15 protein-coding genes and 4 tRNA genes are annotated in these 22143 nt (G+C 47.0%); 2 read left to right on the top strand and 17 right to left on the bottom strand.

Features of this window, described 5'->3' with window-relative positions:
• Window positions 1–4 precede the first annotated feature (4 nt).
• The 17 genes from rpoC to mnmC2 all read right to left on the bottom strand — a co-directional run bounded on the left by rpoC (window position 5) and on the right by mnmC2 (window position 17964).
• Window positions 5–4354 carry a DNA-directed RNA polymerase subunit beta' gene (rpoC, locus tag ACYVE4_RS16075; protein WP_461041180.1) on the bottom strand — a complete coding sequence of 1450 codons (4350 nt, stop codon included), beginning with the start codon at window positions 4352–4354 and terminating at the stop codon, window positions 5–7.
• Between the two features lie 88 nt (window positions 4355–4442).
• A complete protein-coding gene (gene rpoB / locus ACYVE4_RS16070) occupies window positions 4443–8312 on the bottom strand; it encodes a DNA-directed RNA polymerase subunit beta (protein WP_461041179.1) in 3870 nt (1289 codons plus the stop codon).
• A 326-nt stretch (window positions 8313–8638) separates the two neighbouring features.
• A complete protein-coding gene (rplL, locus tag ACYVE4_RS16065) occupies window positions 8639–9025 on the bottom strand; it encodes a 50S ribosomal protein L7/L12 (protein ID WP_461041177.1) in 387 nt (128 codons plus the stop codon).
• Between the two features lie 57 nt (window positions 9026–9082).
• A complete protein-coding gene (gene rplJ / locus ACYVE4_RS16060; RefSeq protein ID WP_461041176.1) occupies window positions 9083–9616 on the bottom strand; it encodes a 50S ribosomal protein L10 in 534 nt (177 codons plus the stop codon).
• A 3-nt stretch (window positions 9617–9619) separates the two neighbouring features.
• Window positions 9620–10318, bottom strand: coding sequence for a 50S ribosomal protein L1 (gene rplA, locus ACYVE4_RS16055; protein WP_461041175.1), 699 nt, complete (start codon window positions 10316–10318; stop codon window positions 9620–9622).
• Window positions 10319–10344: 26 nt separating this feature from the next.
• On the bottom strand, window positions 10345–10788 hold the full coding sequence (gene rplK, locus ACYVE4_RS16050) for a 50S ribosomal protein L11 (protein ID WP_461041174.1): 444 nt from the start codon (window positions 10786–10788) through the stop codon (window positions 10345–10347).
• A gap of 169 nt (window positions 10789–10957) precedes the next feature.
• A complete protein-coding gene (gene nusG / locus ACYVE4_RS16045) occupies window positions 10958–11521 on the bottom strand; it encodes a transcription termination/antitermination protein NusG (protein WP_461041173.1) in 564 nt (187 codons plus the stop codon).
• Window positions 11522–11536: 15 nt separating this feature from the next.
• Window positions 11537–11728, bottom strand: a complete 192-nt coding sequence (secE, locus tag ACYVE4_RS16040) for a preprotein translocase subunit SecE (protein WP_461041172.1) — start codon at window positions 11726–11728, stop codon at window positions 11537–11539.
• Window positions 11729–11741: 13 nt separating this feature from the next.
• A tRNA-Trp gene (locus ACYVE4_RS16035) sits at window positions 11742–11815 on the bottom strand.
• A 136-nt stretch (window positions 11816–11951) separates the two neighbouring features.
• Window positions 11952–13139, bottom strand: a complete 1188-nt coding sequence (gene tuf, locus ACYVE4_RS16030; RefSeq protein ID WP_461041170.1) for an elongation factor Tu — start codon at window positions 13137–13139, stop codon at window positions 11952–11954.
• 148 nt (window positions 13140–13287) lie between these two features.
• Window positions 13288–13359: transfer RNA gene (locus ACYVE4_RS16025), tRNA-Thr, on the bottom strand.
• A gap of 74 nt (window positions 13360–13433) precedes the next feature.
• Window positions 13434–13506 (bottom strand) — tRNA-Gly (locus tag ACYVE4_RS16020).
• Window positions 13507–13600: 94 nt separating this feature from the next.
• Window positions 13601–13683, bottom strand: a tRNA-Tyr gene (locus ACYVE4_RS16015).
• Between the two features lie 118 nt (window positions 13684–13801).
• A complete protein-coding gene (locus tag ACYVE4_RS16010; protein ID WP_461041169.1) occupies window positions 13802–14353 on the bottom strand; it encodes a hypothetical protein in 552 nt (183 codons plus the stop codon).
• Between the two features lie 106 nt (window positions 14354–14459).
• Window positions 14460–16484, bottom strand: a complete 2025-nt coding sequence (locus ACYVE4_RS16005) for a M13 family metallopeptidase (protein WP_461041168.1) — start codon at window positions 16482–16484, stop codon at window positions 14460–14462.
• A gap of 125 nt (window positions 16485–16609) precedes the next feature.
• A complete protein-coding gene (locus ACYVE4_RS16000; RefSeq protein WP_461041167.1) occupies window positions 16610–17221 on the bottom strand; it encodes a thioredoxin family protein in 612 nt (203 codons plus the stop codon).
• Between the two features lie 68 nt (window positions 17222–17289).
• A complete protein-coding gene (gene mnmC2, locus ACYVE4_RS15995; RefSeq protein WP_461041166.1) occupies window positions 17290–17964 on the bottom strand; it encodes a tRNA (5-methylaminomethyl-2-thiouridine)(34)-methyltransferase MnmC2 in 675 nt (224 codons plus the stop codon).
• 114 nt (window positions 17965–18078) lie between these two features.
• Here mnmC2 and ACYVE4_RS15990 point away from each other — a divergent pair, with 114 nt between their 5' ends.
• Window positions 18079–18552, top strand: coding sequence for a DUF4293 domain-containing protein (locus ACYVE4_RS15990; protein WP_461041165.1), 474 nt, complete (start codon window positions 18079–18081; stop codon window positions 18550–18552).
• 223 nt (window positions 18553–18775) lie between these two features.
• The gene (locus ACYVE4_RS15985) at window positions 18776–22069 is read left to right on the top strand and encodes a S41 family peptidase (RefSeq protein ID WP_461041164.1); all 3294 of its coding nucleotides are present in this window, start codon (window positions 18776–18778) and stop codon (window positions 22067–22069) included.
• Window positions 22070–22143 lie beyond the last annotated feature (74 nt).

The following is a 22143-nucleotide window of genomic DNA, read 5'->3' as shown; positions in this document are numbered from 1 at the left end:
AGGTTTAAACCGTTGCCCGTTTTTTGCTGCGAGCGAACTGGTCGCGTGACTCGGTGATGGTTTCCAACTCCTCTTTCGAACCGACAATCGCGTTTTGGTAACGACGAATACCAGTACCGGCAGGAATCAGGTGACCCACGATCACGTTCTCTTTCAAGCCTTCGAGTGTATCACGCTTACCACGAATCGACGCTTCGCTTAACACTTTCGTGGTTTCCTGGAAGGAAGCCGCCGAAATGAAGCTATCTGTACCGAGGGATGATTGTGTGATACCCATCAGTGTTGGTTGAGAAACCGCTGCCATTGCATCGCGAACAACTACAAGAGCCATATCACGACGTTTTAGGCTTGAGTTCTCGTCACGTAGCTGACGGCTCGTAACAATCATACCTGGCTTGAAATTGGTCGAATCGCCAGCATCTGTGACAACTTTCGCATCAAGTACTTTGTCGTTTTCTTCACGGAACGACCACTTGTCAACGACCTGACCTTCAAGGAAGTTGGTGTCGCCTGAGTCGATGATTTCAACTTTCTGCATCATCTGGCGCACGATGGCTTCGATGTGCTTATCATTGATTTTCACCCCTTGCAGACGGTAAACTTCCTGAATTTCATTTACCAGATACTCCTGAACGGCAGTCGGACCTTTGATGGCCAAAATGTCGCTTGGCGTAATGGCACCGTCAGAAAGAGGAGCACCAGCCCGTACGAAGTCGTTATCCTGTACAAGGATGAACTTCGACAGCGGTACTAAATACTTCTTCTTCGTACCATCTTTCGACTCGATGAAGATTTCGCGGTTACCACGTTTGATAGTACCATACGTAACAACACCGTCGATTTCACTCACAACAGCCGGGTTGGATGGGTTACGCGCTTCGAACAATTCCGTTACCCGTGGCAGACCACCCGTGATGTCGCGGGTTTTACCAACGTTACGAGGAATTTTCGCCAGCGGTTGACCAGCCTTGATTTTCTGACCAGCTTTCACAACCAGACGAGAACCAACTGGTAAGTTGTAGCTCTTCTGTAGCGGACCTCCATCATTATCAGGTAAGTGCAGTGTCAGAGTTGTTGTACCCTGAACGACAATCGCTGGGTTTTTCGCTTTATCGCGGCTTTCGATGATTACCATTTCCTGGAAGCCCGTCTGTTCGTCGAACTCTTCACGATAAGTAATACCATCTTCAATCGCGTCGAAGGTCAGCGTACCAGTCAGCTCAGAAAGGATAACGGCGTTGTAAGGATCCCATGCGCAAATGTCATCGCCCTTCTTTACAATATCACCTTCTTTCACCCGCAGGAATGCACCGTAAGGTACGTTATTGCTGATCAGAACCTGATTACGATCGTCCGGATTAACAATCCGAACTTCGCCCGAACGACCCATAACAACCGTTTGAGGATTGCCTTCGGCATCTTCCGATTCAACCGTCCGCATCTCTTCCAGTTCGATCAATCCGTCGAATTTCGCTTTGATCGAGGCATCAACAGCGATGTTCGAAGCTGTACCACCGACGTGGAACGTACGAAGTGTAAGCTGTGTACCTGGTTCACCGATTGATTGCGAAGCAATTACGCCCACAGCCTCACCGATATCGACCATGCGACCTGATGCCAGGTTACGGCCATAACATTTGGCGCAAACACCCTGACGCGATTCGCAGGTCAGTACCGAACGGATTTCAACCGTTTCAATGCTGGTTTCGTCGATTTGAGCAGCCACTTCTTCCGTGATCAGATCACCCGAACCAATAATCAGTTCTTTCGAGAGCGGATCGTAGATGTCGTGAACCGTTGTACGGCCAAGAATCCGTTCCGAAAGTGGCTCAACGATGTCTTCATTATCTTTCAGCGCCGATACTTGCAGACCACGGAGGGTACCACAATCATCTTCGCTGATGATTACGTCCTGCGCAACGTCGTGCAGACGGCGGGTTAGGTAACCAGCATCGGCCGTTTTCAGAGCCGTATCAGCCAGACCTTTCCGAGCACCGTGCGTCGAGATGAAGTACTCCAATACGTCGAGACCTTCTTTGAAGTTTGACAGAATTGGGTTTTCAATGATCTCACCAACAGAGCCTTGTAGATTTTTCTGTGGCTTAGCCATCAGACCCCGCATACCGCCCAACTGACGAATCTGCTCACGCGATCCACGAGCTCCCGAGTGCATCATCATGTAGATCGAGTTGAAACCGCCCTGATCCGCTTCGAGTTGCTTCATCAGCGTTTCGGTCAGACGAGAGTTTACGCGCGTCCAGATATCGATAACCTGGTTGTAACGTTCGTTCTCCGTAATCAGACCCATCAGGTAGTTATCCCAAACGCCTTGTACTTCCGCTTTCGCTTCTTCAACCAGACCTTGTTTGGCTTCTGGAATCATAACGTCGCTCAAGCCGATGGAAAGACCGCCCCTAAACGCCATCTGGAATCCAAGTTCTTTGATTTCGTCGAGGAATTGAGCTGTCCGTGCACCACCTGAGATTTTGAAGATCAACGCAATGATTTGTTGCAGTTTTTTCTTCGTCAGCAGTTCGTTGATATAACCAACTTCCTCAGGTACAGCCTGGTTGAACAACAATCGACCAGCTACTGTATCAATAACTTTCCAAACTAGCTCACCACTTTCATCCCGGACTTTTACCCGGCACTTAATGTTGGCGTGCTTAGAAACTTTGCCTTCGTTAATCGCGATAACAACTTCCTCAGTACCATAGAACGTCATACCTTCACCTGCGATCGGATATTCAGGTGTGCTCTTGCGACCTTTGGTCACGTAATACAGGCCCAATACCATGTCTTGCGATGGTACTGTAATTGGCGCACCGTTAGCTGGGTTCAGAATGTTATGCGAAGCCAGCATCAATAGCGATGCTTCCAAAATAGCTTCCTGGCCCAGTGGCACGTGAACGGCCATTTGGTCACCATCAAAGTCAGCGTTGAACGCCGTACAAACGAGTGGGTGCAGCTGGATCGCTTTTCCTTCGATCAGTTTTGGCTGGAATGCCTGAATACCAAGACGATGCAGCGTCGGAGCCCGGTTCAGCAGAACAGGGTGACCTTTCAATACGTTTTCCAGAATGTCCCAGATCACTGGATCTTTCCGGTCAACGATTTTCTTCGCCGATTTCACCGTTTTCACGATACCCCGCTCGATGAGCTTCCGAATAACGAACGGCTTGAACAATTCAGCCGCCATATCTTTCGGCAGACCGCATTCGTGCAGTTTCAATTCGGGACCTACGACGATAACCGAACGACCTGAATAGTCAACACGTTTACCGAGCAGGTTCTGACGGAAACGACCTTGTTTACCCTTCAGCATGTCAGACAACGACTTCAGGGCACGGTTACCTTCCGAACGAACGGCATTTACTTTCCGTGAGTTATCAAACAGCGAATCGACGGCTTCCTGCAACATCCGCTTTTCGTTCCGGAGAATTACTTCTGGAGCCTTGATTTCGATAAGCCGCTTCAGACGGTTGTTCCGAATGATTACCCGACGATACAGGTCATTCAAATCAGACGTAGCAAATCGGCCACCATCCAGAGGGACAAGCGGACGCAATTCTGGTGGAATAACTGGTACCATTTTGATCACCATCCACTCAGGACGGTTTTCAATGTGGCCATTAGCTTCCCGGAATGCTTCTACTACTTTCAGACGTTTCAGAGCTTCCGCCTTCCGCTGTTGCGACGTATCGGTAGCGGCTGAGTGACGAAGCGAGTAAGACAATTCATCTAAAGCCAGACGCGACAATAACATCTCTAACGCTTCAGCCCCCATCTTAGCGATGAATTTGTTTGGGTCTTTATCGTCGAGGTGCTGGTTGCTGCTTGGCAGTTTGTCGATGATGTCTAAGTACTCGTCTTCCGTTAGGAAATCGAGTTGATTGATACCGTCTTCGGCCTTTACACCAGGCTGAACAACTACGTAGCGTTCGTAGTAAATCACCTGATCCAATTTCTTGGTCGAAAGGCCAAGAAGGTATCCGATTTTGTTTGGCAAACTGCGGAAATACCAGATATGCGCAACAGGCACCACCAGTTCGATGTGGCCCATACGCTCCCGGCGAACCTTTTTCTCAGTCACTTCCACACCGCAACGGTCGCAGATAATGCCTTTGTAACGAATCCGCTTATATTTACCGCAATGACACTCCCAGTCCTTCACAGGTCCGAAAATGCGCTCGCAGAACAAGCCGCCCATTTCGGGTTTGTAGGTCCGGTAATTGATCGTTTCCGGCTGTGTCACTTCGCCGTAGGAACTCTCCAAAATAGACTCCGGCGATGCCAGGCTGATCGTCACACTGGCAAAGTCGCTGTTGAGTTTTTTGTTCTTTTTGAACGACATTGGTTGGAGATTATAGGTTAAAATCTGTCGTCAGTCATCAGTCAATTGTAGCTTTCGCTGCCACTATCGACTGACGACTATTGACTAGTTACTCTAATGTAATTTCAAGGGCAAGACCACGCAATTCGTGGACAAGTACGTTGAACGACTCTGGAATATTCGGCTTCGGCAGGTTTTCACCTTTCACAATAGCCTCGTATGCCTTCGCACGGCCAACGACGTCATCCGATTTAACGGTCAGGATTTCCTGCAGGATGTTCGACGCTCCGAAAGCTTCCAACGCCCACACTTCCATCTCACCGAATCGCTGACCACCGAACTGGGCTTTACCACCCAGCGGCTGCTGCGTAATGAGCGAGTAGGGTCCAATCGAACGGGCGTGCATTTTATCGTCTACTAAGTGCCCCAGTTTGAGCATGTAAATGATACCGACCGTAACAGGTTGATCGAAACGCTCACCAGTCAGACCATTGTAGAGATACGTCCGACCGAATGAAGGCAGACCTGCTGCATTCAATTCGTCAGCTACCTGCTGTTCGGTTGCTCCGTCGAAAATTGGCGTTGCGTATTTGCGATCCAACTTCTGACCAGCCCAGGCCAATACGGTTTCGTAAATCTGACCAAGGTTCATCCGGGAAGGTACGCCCAGCGGGTTCAGAACGATATCTACTTTCGTTCCGTCCTCAAGGAATGGCATGTCTTCATCACGAACAATCCGGGCAACAACCCCTTTGTTACCGTGACGACCAGCCATTTTATCACCCACTTTCAGCTTACGCTTCTTCGCGATATATACTTTCGCCAATTTCACGATACCTGCAGGCAATTCGTCACCAACTTCGAGCGTAAACCGTTCGCGCTTGAACCGACCTGTGATCTCACTCCGACGATTGTTGTAGTTTTTCACTAGTGCAACAACCATCTCGTTTAGTTTCGGATCGTCTGTCCAATCGTTTAAGTTCATGTCGGCCAGAAGGTTAGCTTCTTCCGGTACGGCATAACCGCTTTCATCACGATACGCGTTCTTATCGGGGAACAGGTTATCGGTGATGTTTTTCCGGTTGAACTTCACGCCTTTGCTAACAATCTCGTCACCGAATTTGTGTTTAGCACCAGCGCTGGTTTTGCCTTCCAGTAACGTCACTGTTTTTTCAATCATACGAGCGCGGAAGTCAGTTAACTCGCGGCTGTATTTTTTCATCAGTGCTTTTACTTCATCCTTATGCTTACCACGCTCTTCTTTCGCTGGGCGAGCAAACAGTTTGGTGTCGATAACCACACCTTTCAGGGATGGTGGTGCTTTCTTCGACGCATCTTTCACGTCACCGGCTTTATCACCGAAGATAGCGCGGAGAAGTTTTTCTTCCGGAGTCGGATCGCTTTCGCCTTTTGGCGTAATCTTACCAATCAGAATATCACCTTCTTTAACTTCCGTACCGACGCGAACAATACCATTTTCATCCAGATTACGAACGGTTTCTTCTGATACGTTCGGGATTTCAGACGTTAATTCTTCTTCCCCACGTTTCGTATCACGAACTTCCAATTCGAACTCTTCGATGTGAATCGAGGTGAAAATATCTTCCCGAACCACCCGCTCTGAAATTACGATAGCATCCTCGAAGTTGTAACCCTGCCATGGCATGAACGCCACTTTCATGTTACGTCCGAGCGCCAGCTCTCCTGCCTGTGTTGCATAACCTTCGCAAAGCACATCACCCTTTTTCACCTTCTGACCTTTCAGTACAGTAGGCTTCAAGTTGATACAGGTATCCTGGTTCGTACGACGGAACTTGATCAGGTTATACGTCTTCCGATCATCGTCGAACGAAACGGCCAATTCTTCATCGGCCAGATCGTATTTAACAACGATTTTGGTCGAATCAACGAATTCGATAACACCGTCTGCTTCAGCAATAACCAGCGTACGAGAGTCAACAGCAACTCGTCCTTCCAGACCTGTGCCTACAATTGGGGCTTCAGGACGAAGAAGTGGTACTGCCTGACGTTGCATGTTCGAACCCATCAGGGCACGGTTAGCATCGTCATGTTCCAAGAACGGAATCATGGAAGCGGCCACCGATACAATCTGGTTCGGAGCAATATCCATGAACGTTACGTTGCTTGGCTCAGCCATTGGGAAGTCACCTTCGAAACGAGCTTTCAGTCGATCAACGTGGAAATTTCCTTTGGCATCAACACCCGCATTTGCCTGAGCAATGTAATGGGTATCTTCTTCTTCAGCTGTCAGATACTGAACAGGCTTATCCATCGCCACCTTACCGTTTTCAATAATCCGGTATGGCGTTTCAATGAAGCCCATGCTATTGATTTTAGCATAGACACAAAGCGACGAAATAAGACCAATGTTCGGACCTTCAGGCGTTTCGATGGTACACAAACGACCGTAGTGCGTATAGTGTACGTCACGAACCTCAAAACCTGCCCGCTCCCGCGACAGACCACCAGGTCCCAGTGCCGACATCCGACGCTTATGCGTCACCTCGGCCAGCGGGTTGGTTTGGTCCATGAACTGCGATAGCTGGTTCGTACCGAAGAACGAGTTGATCACCGACGATAGCGTACGAGCGTTGATCAGGTCAACGGGTTTGAAATCCTCGTTGTCCCGTACGTTCATCCGTTCTTTAATCGTCCGCGCCATCCGCGCCAAACCAACACCAAACTGAGCGTACAATTGCTCACCAACTGTCCGAACACGTCGGTTGCTCAGGTGGTCAATATCATCGACAACAGCTTTCGAGTTGATCAGCCCGATCAGATACTTCACGATCGATACAATATCTTCCGTGGTCAGTACCCGCATTTCGGACGAAATGTCGAGTTGCAGTTTTTTGTTGATCCGGTAACGTCCTACATCACCTAAGTCATACCGTTTGTCTGAGAAGAACAGGCTCTGAATAATTTCGCGAGCGGTTTGTTCATCAGGCGCATCGGCATTCCGAAGCTGGCGGTAGATTTGCTCAACAGCCTCTTTTTCAGAGTTCGAGCTATCTTTTTGCAGCGTATTATAAATAATGTTGTAATCGGCCATGTTCATGTCCTCCTTATGCAGGATAACCGAGGTCTGACCCGATTCCGTAATTACATCAATATCGTCCGCCGTGATGGCCGAATCTCGCTCAAGGAGAACCTCGTTCCGGCTGATCGATACAACTTCACCTGTATCTTCATCCACGAAATCTTCCGTCCAGGTGCGAAGTACCCGAGCCGCTAACCGACGGCCGATAGCCTTTTTCAGATTGGCAGGAGTTGCCGGCATTTCTTCCGACAGACCGAATAAATCCAGAATGTCTTTATCCGAACCAAATCCAATGGCACGTAGCAGCGTCGTTACCGGGAATTTCTTTTTCCGGTCGATGTATGCATACATGACATTGTTAACGTCCGTCGAGAACTCAATCCATGAGCCTTTGAACGGGATAATTCGAGCCGAATAAAGCTTGGTTCCGTTCGTGTGCTTGCTCATTGAGAAGAACACGCCCGGTGAGCGGTGTAACTGAGAAACAATTACCCGTTCAGCTCCGTTAATGACGAACGAGCCTTTTTCGGTCATGTATGGAATATTTCCTAGAAATACCTCCTGCTCAATCGTTTCAAAATCCTCGTTGTCAGGATCGTTGTTTGATAAGCGCAGTTTGGCCTTCAAGGGTACCGAATACGTTAGTCCCCGATCGATCGACTCATCAACTGAGTATTTCGGTGGATCAACTGAGTAATCGATAAACTCCAGCTTGAAATTCTCGCGGGAGTCAGAAATCGGGAAATTTTCCTGGAATACCTTGAACAACCCTTCTTCCGACCGTTGGTTAGAAGGAGTGTCAAGCTGGAAAAAATCTTTGAAGGATTTTACTTGGATGTCCAGAAAATCTGGATATCCGATCACTGGCTGAATCGTCGCAAAATTTTTGCGTGTACTGATTTTCGCGTTTGTCGCCAAGATTGTGATTCGTTTAGTGCGTAACCGATTCTTACTAAGTGCGTTGCGGAGATTTGCTACGGCACGTAAATTGATTTACGATTTTTGATTTGCGAATTACGATTTGTTGCTAATACCTTATTATTAATCATAATTCGTAAATCATACCTCGTAAGTCAGTACTCCCCGGGTGTCACCCAACCCTTGGGGCGTTAATTGGTAACATAAAGGGCTAAAAATAAGTTTGTCTTTTGCAATAGCTTTAGACAAAAATAGCTCCAAACAGGAAAAGACCAGATGTTGACCTGGCCTCCCCTGTCTGGAGTTCTATGCGAATGAGCAGTTGCTTACTTAACTTCTACTTCAGCACCAGCTTCTTCAAGTTGTTTCCGCAGTGCTTCAGCTTCGTCTTTTGCAACGCCTTCTTTCACTGGTTTCGGAGCCGTGTCAACTAGTTCTTTAGCTTCTTTCAGGCCAAGACCGGTCAGGTCTTTAACCAGTTTCACTACAGCTAGTTTAGCAGCACCAGCCGACTTCAGGATAACATCAAACGATGTTTTCTCTGCAACCGCTGGAGCAGCATCGCCACCACCTGCAGCACCACCAGCTACCATTACGGGAGCAGCAGCAGCTGGCTCAATTCCGTATTCATCCTTCAGGATAGCAGCCAGTTCGTTAACTTCTTTAACCGTTAGGCCTACAAGCTGCTCAGCGAACGCTTTCAAATCTGCCATTGTAGTATTTTCTTAATTTGATTGTGATACAATATTGAAAAATAGATGCCGGAAAAATTAAGCTGCTTCCTCGCGCTCCGACAGCGTTTTGAGGATACCGGCCAGTTTGTTGCCACCACTTTGCAACGCCGAGATGACGTTTTTCGCAGGTGATTGCAGCAGGCCAATAATTTCGCCGATTAACTCTTCCTTGCTCTTCAGTGCGATGAGCGTTTCAAGTTGATCTGCACCAATAAACAGGCTGTAATCGATTGAAGCAGCCTTCAATTCCAGCTTCTTGTTCGTTTTACGGAACTCTTTGATAAGCTGTGCAGGTGCTTTGCCATTTTCGGGGTGAAACATCACCGCCGATTGACCATGTAGCACCGTTTCGTTGAACGGTGTATAATCCGTTTCAAGGGGTTCGAGTGCTTTTTTGATGAAGCTGTTCTTCACCACTTTGTACTCAATGCCCCGTTCAAAACACATCCGACGTAATGTATTGACTTCAGCAACCGTCATGCCATTAGCTTCCGTGATGTAGAAGAAGGGAATGGTCTGAAACTTTTCAGCCAATTCCTCAATAATTGCTCCTTTTTCTTCGCGTTTCATGGCTTAAACTCCAGCTACTGTGCCTTTATCAATCGTTACTCCAGGACTCATCGTGCTCGAAATATTGATCGCCTTTACGTAGGTTCCTTTAGCCGACGAAGGCTTCAGTTTCAATAAGGTGCTAATGATTTCCTGTGCGTTTTCGGCCAGTTTTTCTGGCGTAAACGATACTTTACCAATGCTCGTGTGAATCGCTCCCTGCTTATCAACTTTAAAGTCGATTTTACCAGCTTTCACCTCACGAACAGCTTTGCCAACTTCCGGCGTTACCGTACCCGATTTTGGGTTCGGCATCAAACCGCGTGGTCCCAGCACTTTACCCAAACGACCAACTTTAGCCATAACGTTCGGCATCGTGATAATCACGTCAACGTCCGTCCAGCCTTGTTCGATCTTCTGGATATAATCGTCCAGACCCACGAAATCAGCACCAGCTTCTTTCGCTTCGTTCTCCTTGTCCGGGGTGCAAAGCACCAGAACGCGAACCGTCTTACCTGTACCATGAGGAAGCGTAGCAACACCACGAACCATCTGGTCGGCTTTACGCGGATCAACGCCTAACCGAACGTCAATATCCACAGAAGCGTCAAATTTCGTATACGAAATCTCCTTCAGAATCTCAGCTGCCTGTTGGAGCGAGTATTCTTTAGAAGCATCGTATTTCGATTGAGCTTCTTTTTGTTTTTTCGTTAACTTAGCCATGTCTTTTTTTGCTTCGGCAAGTCTAATTAATTCTCAAAAGGCGATGCGCCTGTCACCGTGATACCCATGCTGCGGGCCGTACCGGCCACCTGCTTCATTGCCGACTCAACCGTAAAGGCGTTCAAATCGGGCATCTTTGTTTCCGCGATGGTCCGAACTTGATCCCAGGTTACCGAGCCGACTTTTTTGCGGTTTGGTTGAGCAGATCCGCCTTTCAGCTTAGCCGCTTCCATCAGCAGAATCGGTGCGGGTGGCGTTTTGATCACAAAATCAAAGGACTTATCCTTGTAATACGTAATCAAAACTGGCAATACCATACCCATTTTATCCTGCGTCCGTCCATTGAACTGCTTGCAGAATTCCATGATATTCAAACCCTTGGAACCCAGCGCTGGACCGATCGGAGGTGAGGGGTTGGCCTGCCCGCCTTTGACTTGCAGCTTAACGTAGCCACCTACTTCTTTTGCCATTGTGGTAATTGAGTTACGACCGCTCGTGCGGCCTCGCTACTACTTAGGTTCTTAATCGGTTAGTCACATAACCAATCCGCACACCGTTCGCAGCAAATCAACTGGTTTTGATAGGTCATCCTCTGAGGGAAGCATAGAATGCCGTATCACGGAAGACTAATTTTACTAACTAGCTTTCCTTTTCTACTTGTGCGTAACTGAGTTCTACCGGAGTATTCCGGCCAAATATTTTAACAACGACGTTCAATTTCTTCCGGTCGTCGAATACTTCTTCTACTGTGCCGATAAATCCACCAAATGGGCCATCGACTACTTTTACATTTTCACCTTTAAGGTAGGATGCAGTTGGAGCAGAAACTTCCTGCGTTTCTTCCTCGCTTACTTTGCCCAAGATGCGGTTAACCTCGGCTTGGCGTAGGGGTACAGGAACCTTCGATGTTGTACCAACCTGCGAATTGCCTAAAAATCCTAATACACCCGGCATGTTCAGGATCATATCAAGCGCGCGGTTATTACCCAAATCGGCCGAAATAAGGATGTAGCCTGGAAAAAAAGACTTTTCCCGAACGCGTTTCTTACCGTTACGCATTTCATACACCTTTTCCGCTGGAATAAGTACCTGCGGAATTATTTCATCCAGTTTTTGCCGGATAATTTCATTGTCAAGGTAGGATTTGATTTTCTTCTCCTGACCCGACACCGCCCGAATGACGTACCATTGTATGCCGCTCATGTATTGTAAGTCAGTTTAAAACGACTGATAAAATGCATTCAGTCCGTTCTCAAATACTAAATCAATTAACCCTACCAGTAGCGCAAAAATCAGCGACGCTACGAGTACCAGTGTTGAACTAGCTTGCAGATCACTGAATTTAGGCCAGGTTACGTTGTGCTGAACTTCCTCCCAAGAGGCTTTCAGAAACGAAATAAACTTATCCATGCTTTGTAAGGATTGGCACGGGTGGAGAGATTCGAACTCCCATCAACGGTTTTGGAGACCGCTATTCTACCCTTGAACTACACCCGTGTATGTTAGTCAAAAATCACTATTGGCTAATGACTTACGACTGTTGATTTGTTTTTCGGACTGCAAAAGTACGAAAAAATCTTAAAAAACAAGTGCATTCCCGTTAAGAAATGCACTTGTTTATAATTGCTTACTCTTAGTCGAGGATTTCCGTTACCTGACCAGCTCCTACGGTACGGCCACCTTCGCGGATAGCGAAACGAAGACCTTTTTCCATAGCGATCTTGTTGATCAGCGTTACATCAATCGTGATGTTATCGCCTGGCATTACCATCTCAACATTAGCAGGCAGCATGATTTCGCCCGTTACGTCGGTGGTGCGGAAATAGAACTGAGGACGGTACTTATTGAAGAATGGGGTATGACGACCACCTTCTTCTTTCGACAGTACATAAACCTCAGCTTTGAATTTCGAGTGAGGCTTAACCGAACCTGGTTTGCAAATAACCATACCACGACGGATATCGGTTTTTTCAATACCGCGGAGCAGCAGACCTACGTTGTCACCGGCTTCACCACGGTCCAGAATTTTCCGGAACATTTCAACACCCGTTACAACTGATTTCAGGTTTTCAGCACCCATACCCAGGATTTCAACTGGATCACCCGAGTTGATAACACCCCGTTCGATACGACCAGTAGCAACCGTACCACGACCTGTGATCGAGAATACGTCCTCTACTGGCATCAGGAACGGAAGATCCGTTTGACGTGGAGGCAGTGGGATGAAATCATCTACATTCTGCATCAAATCTTCGATGGTAGCTACCCATTTAGCATCGCCGTTCAGACCACCAAGAGCCGAACCTTGAATAACTGGGATATTATCACCGTCGAAATTGTAGAAGCTCAACAGTTCGCGGATTTCCATCTCAACGAGTTCGAGCAGCTCAGGATCGTCAACCATGTCCACTTTGTTCATGAACACAACAAGCTGAGGTACACCTACCTGACGAGCAAGCAGGATGTGCTCACGAGTCTGTGGCATTGGTCCGTCAGTTGCTGCTACCACAAGGATAGCGCCGTCCATCTGCGCAGCACCTGTTACCATGTTTTTCACATAGTCGGCGTGACCTGGGCAGTCAACGTGTGCATAGTGACGATTCGCCGTTGCATATTCAACGTGCGATGTATTGATTGTGATACCGCGCTCTTTTTCTTCTGGAGCGTTGTCGATCGATGAGAAATCCCGTACTGCGGCCAGACCCTTTTCGGCCAGCACTTTCGTAATGGCAGCCGTCAGCGTCGTTTTACCGTGGTCAACGTGACCAATCGTACCGATGTTTACGTGCGGTTTCGAGCGGTCAAAATTCTCTTTTGCCATGTTTTTAAAACGCTATTGTGAACTGTTGTTTGTTATTGAATGAACTCGCTGAACTAACCTTAAACCCAGCGAAATCATTCCGTTTGAGGTCTGACGCCATTTGGGCTTAAACTCAAAAACTCAAAAAGACTTCACGATGGAAGCCTTGAGCCGTTACGGGGACTTGAACCCCGGACCTCTTCCTTACCAAGGAAGTGCTCTACCGCTGAGCTATAACGGCAAAAAAGTTTTCAGTTTACTGTTTGTAGTTGCCCGAAAGCATTTGACCAAAATAGTAAACTGCAAACTTCATTGAGCGGAAGACGGGTCTCGAACCCGCAACCTATAGCTTGGAAGGCTATCGCTCTACCAATTGAGCTACTTCCGCAAAAAAGAAGTCAATAGTCGTTAGTCTTAAGACGATAGTAAGCTGTTGAGCAAAATACTATTGACTACTGACTGTCAACTTGCGACTTTTTTTGTGGGGAGTGGAGGATTCGAACCTCCGAAGGCGTACGCCAGCAGATTTACAGTCTGATCCATTTGGCCACTCTGGAAACTCCCCAAAAAATCTCTGTTAAAGAACATTTTCCGCCCCGTTTCCGGTTTGGAGTTGCAAAATTACACGTTTTTGCCGTGTTGTCAACAAATGCTCTAAAAATAATTTATACGATCAGGAGAGATCATTTTAACAATTCGGTCAGTCGCTTCTTATCTGGATAAATTATATCCGTGATTCGCCAGCGATTTCCTGTTATCTGATCCAGTTCAACCCGAACATCTTCGGGTTTGTTGTTATTCAAAAACGTAACATAAACGACTGATTTCGACCCGCCAATAGCTGCGGCTTCCACCCAGGTTTTTTTGATCGCAGCATCTGCCGAATTATAGAGCAGATTCACTTTAGACCGATTGACTTTAGGAGAGGATTTCTGCGCATCTGACCAGATAATATCGGCAGTTGGCTTCGCAAAAAATTGATCGACGAGTGTTCGATCCTTCGTTTCGCGTAGCGGATTTTCGGTTTTGTTGTGTTCAAAATAGAGTGCGCGAACTAACCGATCAGCCGCTGAACGAGGGGCATCGGGGCCAGGACGAGTTGCCAGAGCCAGGAGACTATCTTCATGAACTTGTGTACCTGAAGTCGTAGGTGTTTCAGCTTCCTGCTTCGGTTTTGTCTGGCAGGCTACCGCTAGAAGCACTAGGCAACTAATGCACCAGTGTAAACGAGTCATAGTAGAAAGGTTAAGGGTTCAGCGAGTAAAGTTTTAGCCTTCAAGTTCCTACCTGTTCTGGAAGTATGAAGTATATTGACAAATAGGAACTTGAAGGCCAATCAACTTACCAAACCTTAATGCGGTCTTCAGGCTTTTTGTACATTTTATCGCCGGGTTGAACGTTAAATGCCTGATACCATGCATTAATATTCGAGAGCGGACCATTACATCGATAAAGGCCGGGTGCGTGTGGATCAGTCATAATCAGCTGAGCCTGCGTTTCCGGGAGGACATTAATCCGCCAAACTTGTGCCCACGACAGGAAAAACCGTTGGTCAGGCGTAAAGCCGTCAATCAAACTTTTCTTACCTTTCGATTGGCCCTGCGTTGTCTTTTTGAACGCATCGTAAGCGATCGCTAGACCACCTAAATCAGCCAGGTTTTCGCCCAGGGTTAATTGTCCGTTTACTTTAATCGAGTCGAGAACTTTGAAGCCGAAAAACTGCTCTTTTACTTGATCAGCACGCTTTTTGAAATTTTCGGCATCCGTTTTTGTCCACCAATCCCGAAGCGTTCCGTCTGAATCATATTGGCGTCCTGAATCATCGAATCCGTGCGTCATTTCGTGACCAATTACGGCGCCAATGCCCCCGTAATTAACCGCATCATCAGCCTCAAAATCGAAAAATGGGAATTGTAGGATAGCGGCTGGGAAAGCAATTTCGTTATTGACCGGGCTGTAGTATGCATTTACAGTCGGTGGCGTCATTCCCCACTCGGTTTTGTCAACTGGTTTCCCTAAGCGGTTAATCATGTAGTTGTATTGCCACTTCTCCACCGATTTTACGTTACTATAGAAATCGTTTTGAGCAACCACAACGCCATCATAGCTCTTCCATTTATCAGGATACGCGATTTTACGTTTGAAGGCCAATAGCTTTACCAATGCTTTCTTTTTGGTCTCCTCACTCATCCAGTCAAGATTTTTGATGTGCTCTTTATAGGAAGCCTCCAGGTTATCTATCAACGTAAGCATGCGTTGTTTAGCTTCCGCCTTGAAGTACTTCTGAACGTAGAGCTGTCCAAGCAAATCACCGAGCGAACCATCAATTAGTCTACCGACACGTTGCCAACGAGGAGTTTGTTCTTTTTGTCCCGTCAGGACTTTTGAGAAGGCAAAATTCTGCTTGACAAATGCATCGCTTAAATAAGGAGCTGAACCTTTCAAAATGTTCCAGCGGATATAAGTGCGCCATTCTTCAATAGGTGTGGCTGCTACCAAACTATCGAGCGACCGGAAAAAAGCGGGACTTTGGACTAATACCGTATCCTGTGCTTTGACGCCATATTTCGTCAGTTGATCCGCCCAATTAATACCCGGTGTTAATTGACTGAATTTGGCAACGGTCAGTTTATTATACGTTTTGTAAGGGTCACGCATTTCAACACGAGCCATTTGCGCTTTTGCCAACGCTGTTTCGACACGTATAATAATGTCGGCGTCCTGCGAAGCCTGGGTTGGTTCTTCACCAATCAAGGCCATCATTTTGGTCAGATGATCGCGATAGGCATCCCGAATTTTAACGCTTCGGGCATCAGTTTTTAGGTAGTAATCTCGGTCGGGAAGCGTTGTACCACCCTGGCTGAATTGCGGCAAATAATTCGTAACATTTTTACGATCTTGGGTAATGCCAAAACCGAAGAGCATCCCGTTGCCCTGCGTTCGTTGATAAGCCAGTTCATCCAGAAAGGCCATCTTCGTATTTACCTTGTCGATTCGTGCCAGATCGGGTTTGATCGGATCAAAGCCACGTTTTTCAATCGTCAGGCTATCCATGCCACTAGTATAAAAATCACCAACCATTTGGTATAAACGCCCTTTGGTTGTGGTTTTTGCCGCATCTTCGAGCAGCAACTTTATGGCATCAATGGATTTTTGCTGTAACTCGTTAAAGCTACCCCACGAGGTTTTTGACGCTGGGATTGTATTCTGACGAAGCCAGTTGCCATTAGCATATTGATAAAAATTGTCGCCCGGCTTTACGGACATATCCATATTTTGCGGGTCGATGAATTTCCGCGGAGCGATGGCTGCCGCCAGACTAATGATAAGTACTGCGATGAAGCTATAAGCTAAGTGCTTATTCATGGTAAGAAAAACTGAGTTAAGGTTGCAAAAATACAAACGCGGGTAGAAACCTACGTCAGTCAGTAGCTATATTATTAGAACTACTGAGCGTAGATTTCTACCCGCGTTATGGTTAGAATTAATGCTTACTTCCCGGCCAGCGAGGCTTGATAATCCCGGGTATATGTGCCAGCTTTATATTTATCGAAAGGCTCTTTCTGATGGTAATCATTTCCGAAATACGTAATAATCTGGTGGAATGTCCGTGGCTCCAGATAACCCGCAATCGGTTGGATCAGATTGAATTTCTCATCCAGAAACACCGTCGTTGGATAGCTCATTTGATTTTTGAGCAAGGCAGCTGCCAATTCATGTACTCCTCGGCTACCTCCGCTGATGTATTTAAACGTCTGCTTTCCCAGCGTTACATCGGCTGTTTGTTCGGCATTGAATCGAACGGCATAGTAATTCTCATTGACATAATCGACAATGGCGGGCTTTGAAAATGTCTCCCGATCCATTACTTTACACCAGCCACACCAGTCAGTATAGACGTCGACAACAAATTTCTTAGGCTTCTTTTGGGTAAGAACATAGGCTTCCTGAATGGTCAGCCATTTAATATGTTTTCCCTCGGCAGGTTTAGTGCGTTCCGGTGTACCGGTTGCGACGGCTGATGGCCCTACTGGGAGCGTCGTTCGGAACGCGCTGATTGTCAGCAAAACAAAAGCAGCGAAAAACAGAATCAGACGGTTCATACAAGTTGTTGTTTTAGATAGTAACGTACGGCAGACAATAAAATTAGCGATAAAATCGCATTTGTTGATTAAATGGCAGGTTTTAGGGCTCGTAGAATATCGCGCTTGTGCGGAGGGCCGGGATGTTTTTCAACAATCAGGCCAGCCGAGCGCAGATTTTTTTGCACATAACTCTTTGAACAATACGTAGTCAATATGCCATTTGGGAGCAATAAACGCGCTATTTTCTCGAAGATTTCAGCCGTCCAGAGTTCCGGTTGCGCGGTGGGCGCAAAAGCATCATAATAGATCAGGTGAAATGGCTCGGTAGGCGTATAATCCTGCAAATGACCGTTTAGCTTAGTAATCGTAAAATATGGGTTAATAACGACAGGCTGATTCCAGGGCGATTCATGTAAGCTTTTCAGATAATTAGTCCCGAGTTGTTCATCATAATTGAGTTGGTGCGCATCGTCAAGATACATCGGATAGGCTTCAATTGCTGTGTAGAACACCCGACGCTGGTGTTTAATAGCTTCATGAGCAGTCAATAATGCGTTTAACCCCGTGCCGAAGCCCATCTCAAAAACGTGTAGTTCAGCATCCTTGAATTTCTCGAAAGCGGCCAGTAGGCCCAATTCGATATATACTCGTTGGGATTCCTGATACGCGCCATGTATTGAGTGGTAGGTTTTATCCAGAATTTGGTTGATAGCGGTATGCGAACCGTCGGCTGTAACTATGAGACGAACATCTGCATTCATAAACTATGAGTTTTTGGGCTATTTTTGCCCTGAGTTTACTGGATGAGGGAACAGGCGAATAAAATATATACGACTTCCTAATCTGGTAGCAGTTTTCATTATCCATTAAAAACAATGATTCAACGCGTTCAGACAATATTTTTGTTTCTTATTGCCGTAGCTATGGGTGTCGCCTTATCAACGCCTATTTGGGAAAAAGCCGGACCAAAATCGCCAGAAATGGCACATTTAACAGCCCTGCAATATAGTCAGCAGGAGGGAGTTACGACCTATGCAAACACAATCTGGTACTTAGCTTTATTAATTAGTTTGGTAGCCTTGACGTCGCTGTATGCCATCTTTCAATACCGTAATCGATTGACTCAGACCGCTTTGTGTGCAGCTAATGCATTAATGCTAACAGCGATTATGGGGATTATACTGTATCGGACGCTTTACGTTGGTAAAGCTTATGGCGATCCTAGTTCTCAGGGTGAGTTTTTAATCGGTTTTTACGCAATTATTGCTTCGCTTGTTTTCAATGCATTGGCTAATCGATTTATTCGTCGGGATGAAAAACTGGTACGCGATTCAAATCGCTTGCGTTAACGGTGGCATAGGTTAACCTTCAGAACCTAATGTAAAAAGCCTGTTATTCAGATGTGGGACTGTAAGCCTACTTCTAAATAACAGGCTTTTTGTTTTATTCTCATTTCTGAGGTAAAACAAAATTATGTTTCCTTCTGCACAGAAAAACTTAAATCTTATTTTTGTTTTTCTATTTTGGTTACCTACCCTGCTTTTTTCAACAAACTTTCCTGTTTATCGCCGTATGTATACGACCAGACGCGTAAAGCTTTTTGCTCGACTATTGATTGTCGGGCTTACTATCAGCCGGATTAGTTCGGCCCAATCGAACTCACCGACACCCAAATTCGCCTTTGCCGAGCCTGCACTATCACCGGATGGACGAGAAATTGCTTTTATATCGGGAGGAGACATATGGACAGTACCCGCTACTGGTGGGGAAGCACGTTTGCTTGTTGCACACGCGGACAACGAAACCCGTCCACTCTATTCGCCCGATGGTAAATATCTGGCCTTTGGCTCAACACGATCCGGAAATGGCGATATCTATTTGCTGACGCTGGAAACCGGTTCTCTTCGGCGATTGACCTACGACGATGGTGCGGAAAGTCTTACAGCCTGGTCGAATGATAGCAAGATGGTGTATTTCCAATCGACCAGTCGGGACATTGCGGGGATGAACGATATCTACCGGGTGGCTATTACAGGAGGAACGCCTATGCCTGTTACGGCAGATCGGTACGCCAGTGAATTTTTCGGTACGCCTTCGCCTGATGGAACGACGCTGGCTTTCTCCGCCCGGGGGATTGCTGCGGCTCAATGGTGGCGTAAAGGCAGCAGCCATCTCGATCAATCCGAGATATGGACCTGTAAAATTGGGACGAAAAAAGGTGATAAACCTGCGTATGAGCGTCTGACAGAAGGTGGAGCGAAAGAATTATGGCCGCTTTGGAGTCCAGATGGACAAGCGATTTATTTCATGTCGGATAAGAGCGGCAGCCAGAATCTTTGGTCAAAGCCAGTAAAAGGCCAAGCCTCAATGCTGACTTCGTTTAAAGACGGGCGGGTGCTTTGGCCGTCAATTTCTCATGATGGTAAAGCGATTGTTTTTGAGCGTGATTTCCAACTCTGGAAGTACGATATAGCCAGCAAACAGGCGGCTCCGGTTGCTATTAAATTGCGGGGCGCAGCGGCTGGTTCATCTGTCGATCATGTAAAACTAACGAGTCAATTTCGGGATTTGGTCGTTTCGCCCGATGGGAAAAAAGTAGCGTTTACAGCGCATGGAGAAGTATTTGCTGCTTCGTCAAAAGATGGGGGTGATGCGGTTCGGGTAAGCAACAGTCCGGCGTTAGAATCGCAGCTAGCCTGGACGCCCAACAGTCGTACCTTATTATATATCAGCACGCGTAACGGAACGGCTAATCTGTATCAGTATGATTTTTCAAGCCAGACCGAAACACAGTTAACAAATGGGCAGCAGGATGATGCATCTCCAGTAGTTTCGCCGGATGGTCAGTCAGTAGCTTTTCTGCGGAATGGGCTGGAGTTAAAAATACTGGAGTTGAGTACGAAAAAAGATCGGACGGTATATAAAGGCTATTTGGGTCGACCACCGTTTACAGGTTCAGGCACTGTAACCTGGTCACCGGATGGGAAATGGTTGGCGTTTGCCGCTTATGGTACCAAAACATTCCGCAATGTATGGGTAGTACCATCAGCCGGAGGAGAAAGCCAGCCCATTAGTTTTCTGGCTAATACCTTTGGCGGCAACGTAAACTGGAGTCCAGACGGGAAATACATTCTTTTTGGAACGAATCAGCGTACTGAAACTGCGCAGATCGCCCGTGTAGATCTGGTTCCGCGATTACCTAAGTTCAAGGAAGATCAATTCCGGGATTTGTTCAACGAAGAGGTGCCCCGCACAATGCGTCCGGCAACGCCTTCAACTCCTCCTGCTACAACCGAAAAAGCAACTCCGCGTGATACAGGCGCATCGGCAAAACCAAAAGCCGCCGGGAAAGAAGCCACGAGTATTGTTTTTGAGGGAATCCGTCAGCGACTAAGCTTATTGCCAATTGGAATCGAAGTAGATGCGCAGTCGATTAGCAAGGATGGGAAAACGCTTCTGATAGTGGCCAGTGTAGCCGGGCGGCAGAATTTATATACCTACTCGCTTGATGAGGGAAGTGCCGAGCGAAGTGTTGCTCGTCAACTCACCACCACGCCCGGCCAGAAAAGCAATGCCCAGTTTACGGCGGATGGGAAAGAGGTGTATTATCTGGAACAGGGACGTATTCAGTCGATTTCGCTGGAACGGCGCGAACCTCGTCCGTTGAGCGTAACGGCAGAAATGGACGTTGATTTTTCGACGGAAAAAATTCAGGTATTCCGTCAAGCCTGGGATGTGCAAAACAAAGGGTTCTACGATTCGGAGTTTCACGGTGCTGACTGGTCGGGTGTTCGGAATGCTTACGAACCATTCGCGGCTGGAGCCCGTACGCCGGATGAGCTACGTCGGTTGCTGAGCCTGATGGTTGGTGAATTAAACGCGTCGCACTCGGGCGTTTCGGGGCCACAGGGGTCAATTGATATTACAACCGGTCGACTTGGTTTGCGATTTGACCGCATTACCTATGAAACGACTGGCAAATTGCTCATCACTGAAGTCGTGGAACTGGGGCCAACGGCGCTTGCTGGATCAATTAAACCAGGCGATTATCTAGTAGCAGTCGATGGAAAAACGATTGATGCCAATACCAATCTGGATGACTTACTGAGTAATAAAATCAATCACCGGGTTTCGCTATCAATAGCTTCCGCACCTACTGCAACTCCCAAAGAGGTAAACGTATTGCCTGTCAATTTAGCAACCGAAAAAGGGCTTCTTTACAAACAGTGGGTTCAGCAACAGCGCGATTATGTAGCGAAAGCTAGCGGTGGTCGATTGGGTTACGTGCATATGTTCGATATGTCGGCTGAATCGCTGAATCAATTATATATTGATCTGGATGCTGACAATCATGCCAAAGATGGCGTTGTCGTCGATGTTCGTAATAATAATGGCGGATTTGTAAATGCTTACGCCATTGATGTATTTGCCCGCAAAGGGTACATGACCATGACTCCTCGCGGCTTACCAGCATCACCTGCCCGTACACAGCTTGGGCAACGGGCGCTGGAAAAACCCACAATTCTAGTTACCAATCAGCACTCGCTTTCTGATGCCGAAGATTTCACAGAAGGCTATCGGTCGCTAAAACTAGGTAAAGTAGTAGGTGAGCCGACTGGCGGGTGGATTATCTATACCTCAGCCGCTCAACTGATCGATGGTTCCTCAATACGTCTGCCATTCATTCGAATTACTGATAATGCCGGTAAAAATATGGAGTTGGCTCCACGTCCTGTTGATATAGCTGTATCGCGGCCAATCGGAGAAAGCTACACAGATCAGAATACACAACTGGACGTAGCTGTAAAAGAACTGATCAAGCAACTGGATGAGGGAAAATCGAGTAAAGTCAGTAGCGGTAAATAAAGAATAATCGATTATCCATAACATTACCATTTTGTCATCCTGACGAAGGAAGGATCTTAACCTATCCTTGCTTG

This window comes from Spirosoma harenae (genome assembly GCF_054776975.1).
This window is presented reverse-complemented; position numbering and strand designations above follow the sequence as displayed.

Excerpts from the sequence above, each read along its gene's own strand:
- rpoC (WP_461041180.1), bottom strand. The coding sequence starts at position 4,354 with ATGTCGTTCAAAAAGAACAAAAAACTCAACAGCGACTTTGCCAGTGTG.
- rplL (WP_461041177.1), bottom strand. The coding sequence starts at position 9,025 with ATGGCAGATTTGAAAGCGTTCGCTGAGCAGCTTGTAGGCCTAACGGTT.
- rplJ (WP_461041176.1), bottom strand. The coding sequence starts at position 9,616 with ATGAAACGCGAAGAAAAAGGAGCAATTATTGAGGAATTGGCTGAAAAG.
- rplA (WP_461041175.1), bottom strand. The coding sequence starts at position 10,318 with ATGGCTAAGTTAACGAAAAAACAAAAAGAAGCTCAATCGAAATACGAT.
- rplK (WP_461041174.1), bottom strand. The coding sequence starts at position 10,788 with ATGGCAAAAGAAGTAGGTGGCTACGTTAAGCTGCAAGTCAAAGGCGGG.
- nusG (WP_461041173.1), bottom strand. The coding sequence starts at position 11,521 with ATGAGCGGCATACAATGGTACGTCATTCGGGCGGTGTCGGGTCAGGAG.
- secE (WP_461041172.1), bottom strand. The coding sequence starts at position 11,728 with ATGGATAAGTTTATTTCGTTTCTGAAAGCCTCTTGGGAGGAAGTTCAG.
- tuf (WP_461041170.1), bottom strand. The coding sequence starts at position 13,139 with ATGGCAAAAGAGAATTTTGACCGCTCGAAACCGCACGTAAACATCGGT.
- ACYVE4_RS16010 (WP_461041169.1), bottom strand. The coding sequence starts at position 14,353 with ATGACTCGTTTACACTGGTGCATTAGTTGCCTAGTGCTTCTAGCGGTA.
- ACYVE4_RS16005 (WP_461041168.1), bottom strand. The coding sequence starts at position 16,484 with ATGAATAAGCACTTAGCTTATAGCTTCATCGCAGTACTTATCATTAGT.
- ACYVE4_RS16000 (WP_461041167.1), bottom strand. The coding sequence starts at position 17,221 with ATGAACCGTCTGATTCTGTTTTTCGCTGCTTTTGTTTTGCTGACAATC.
- mnmC2 (WP_461041166.1), bottom strand. The coding sequence starts at position 17,964 with ATGAATGCAGATGTTCGTCTCATAGTTACAGCCGACGGTTCGCATACC.
- ACYVE4_RS15990 (WP_461041165.1), top strand. The coding sequence starts at position 18,079 with ATGATTCAACGCGTTCAGACAATATTTTTGTTTCTTATTGCCGTAGCT.
- ACYVE4_RS15985 (WP_461041164.1), top strand. The coding sequence starts at position 18,776 with ATGTATACGACCAGACGCGTAAAGCTTTTTGCTCGACTATTGATTGTC.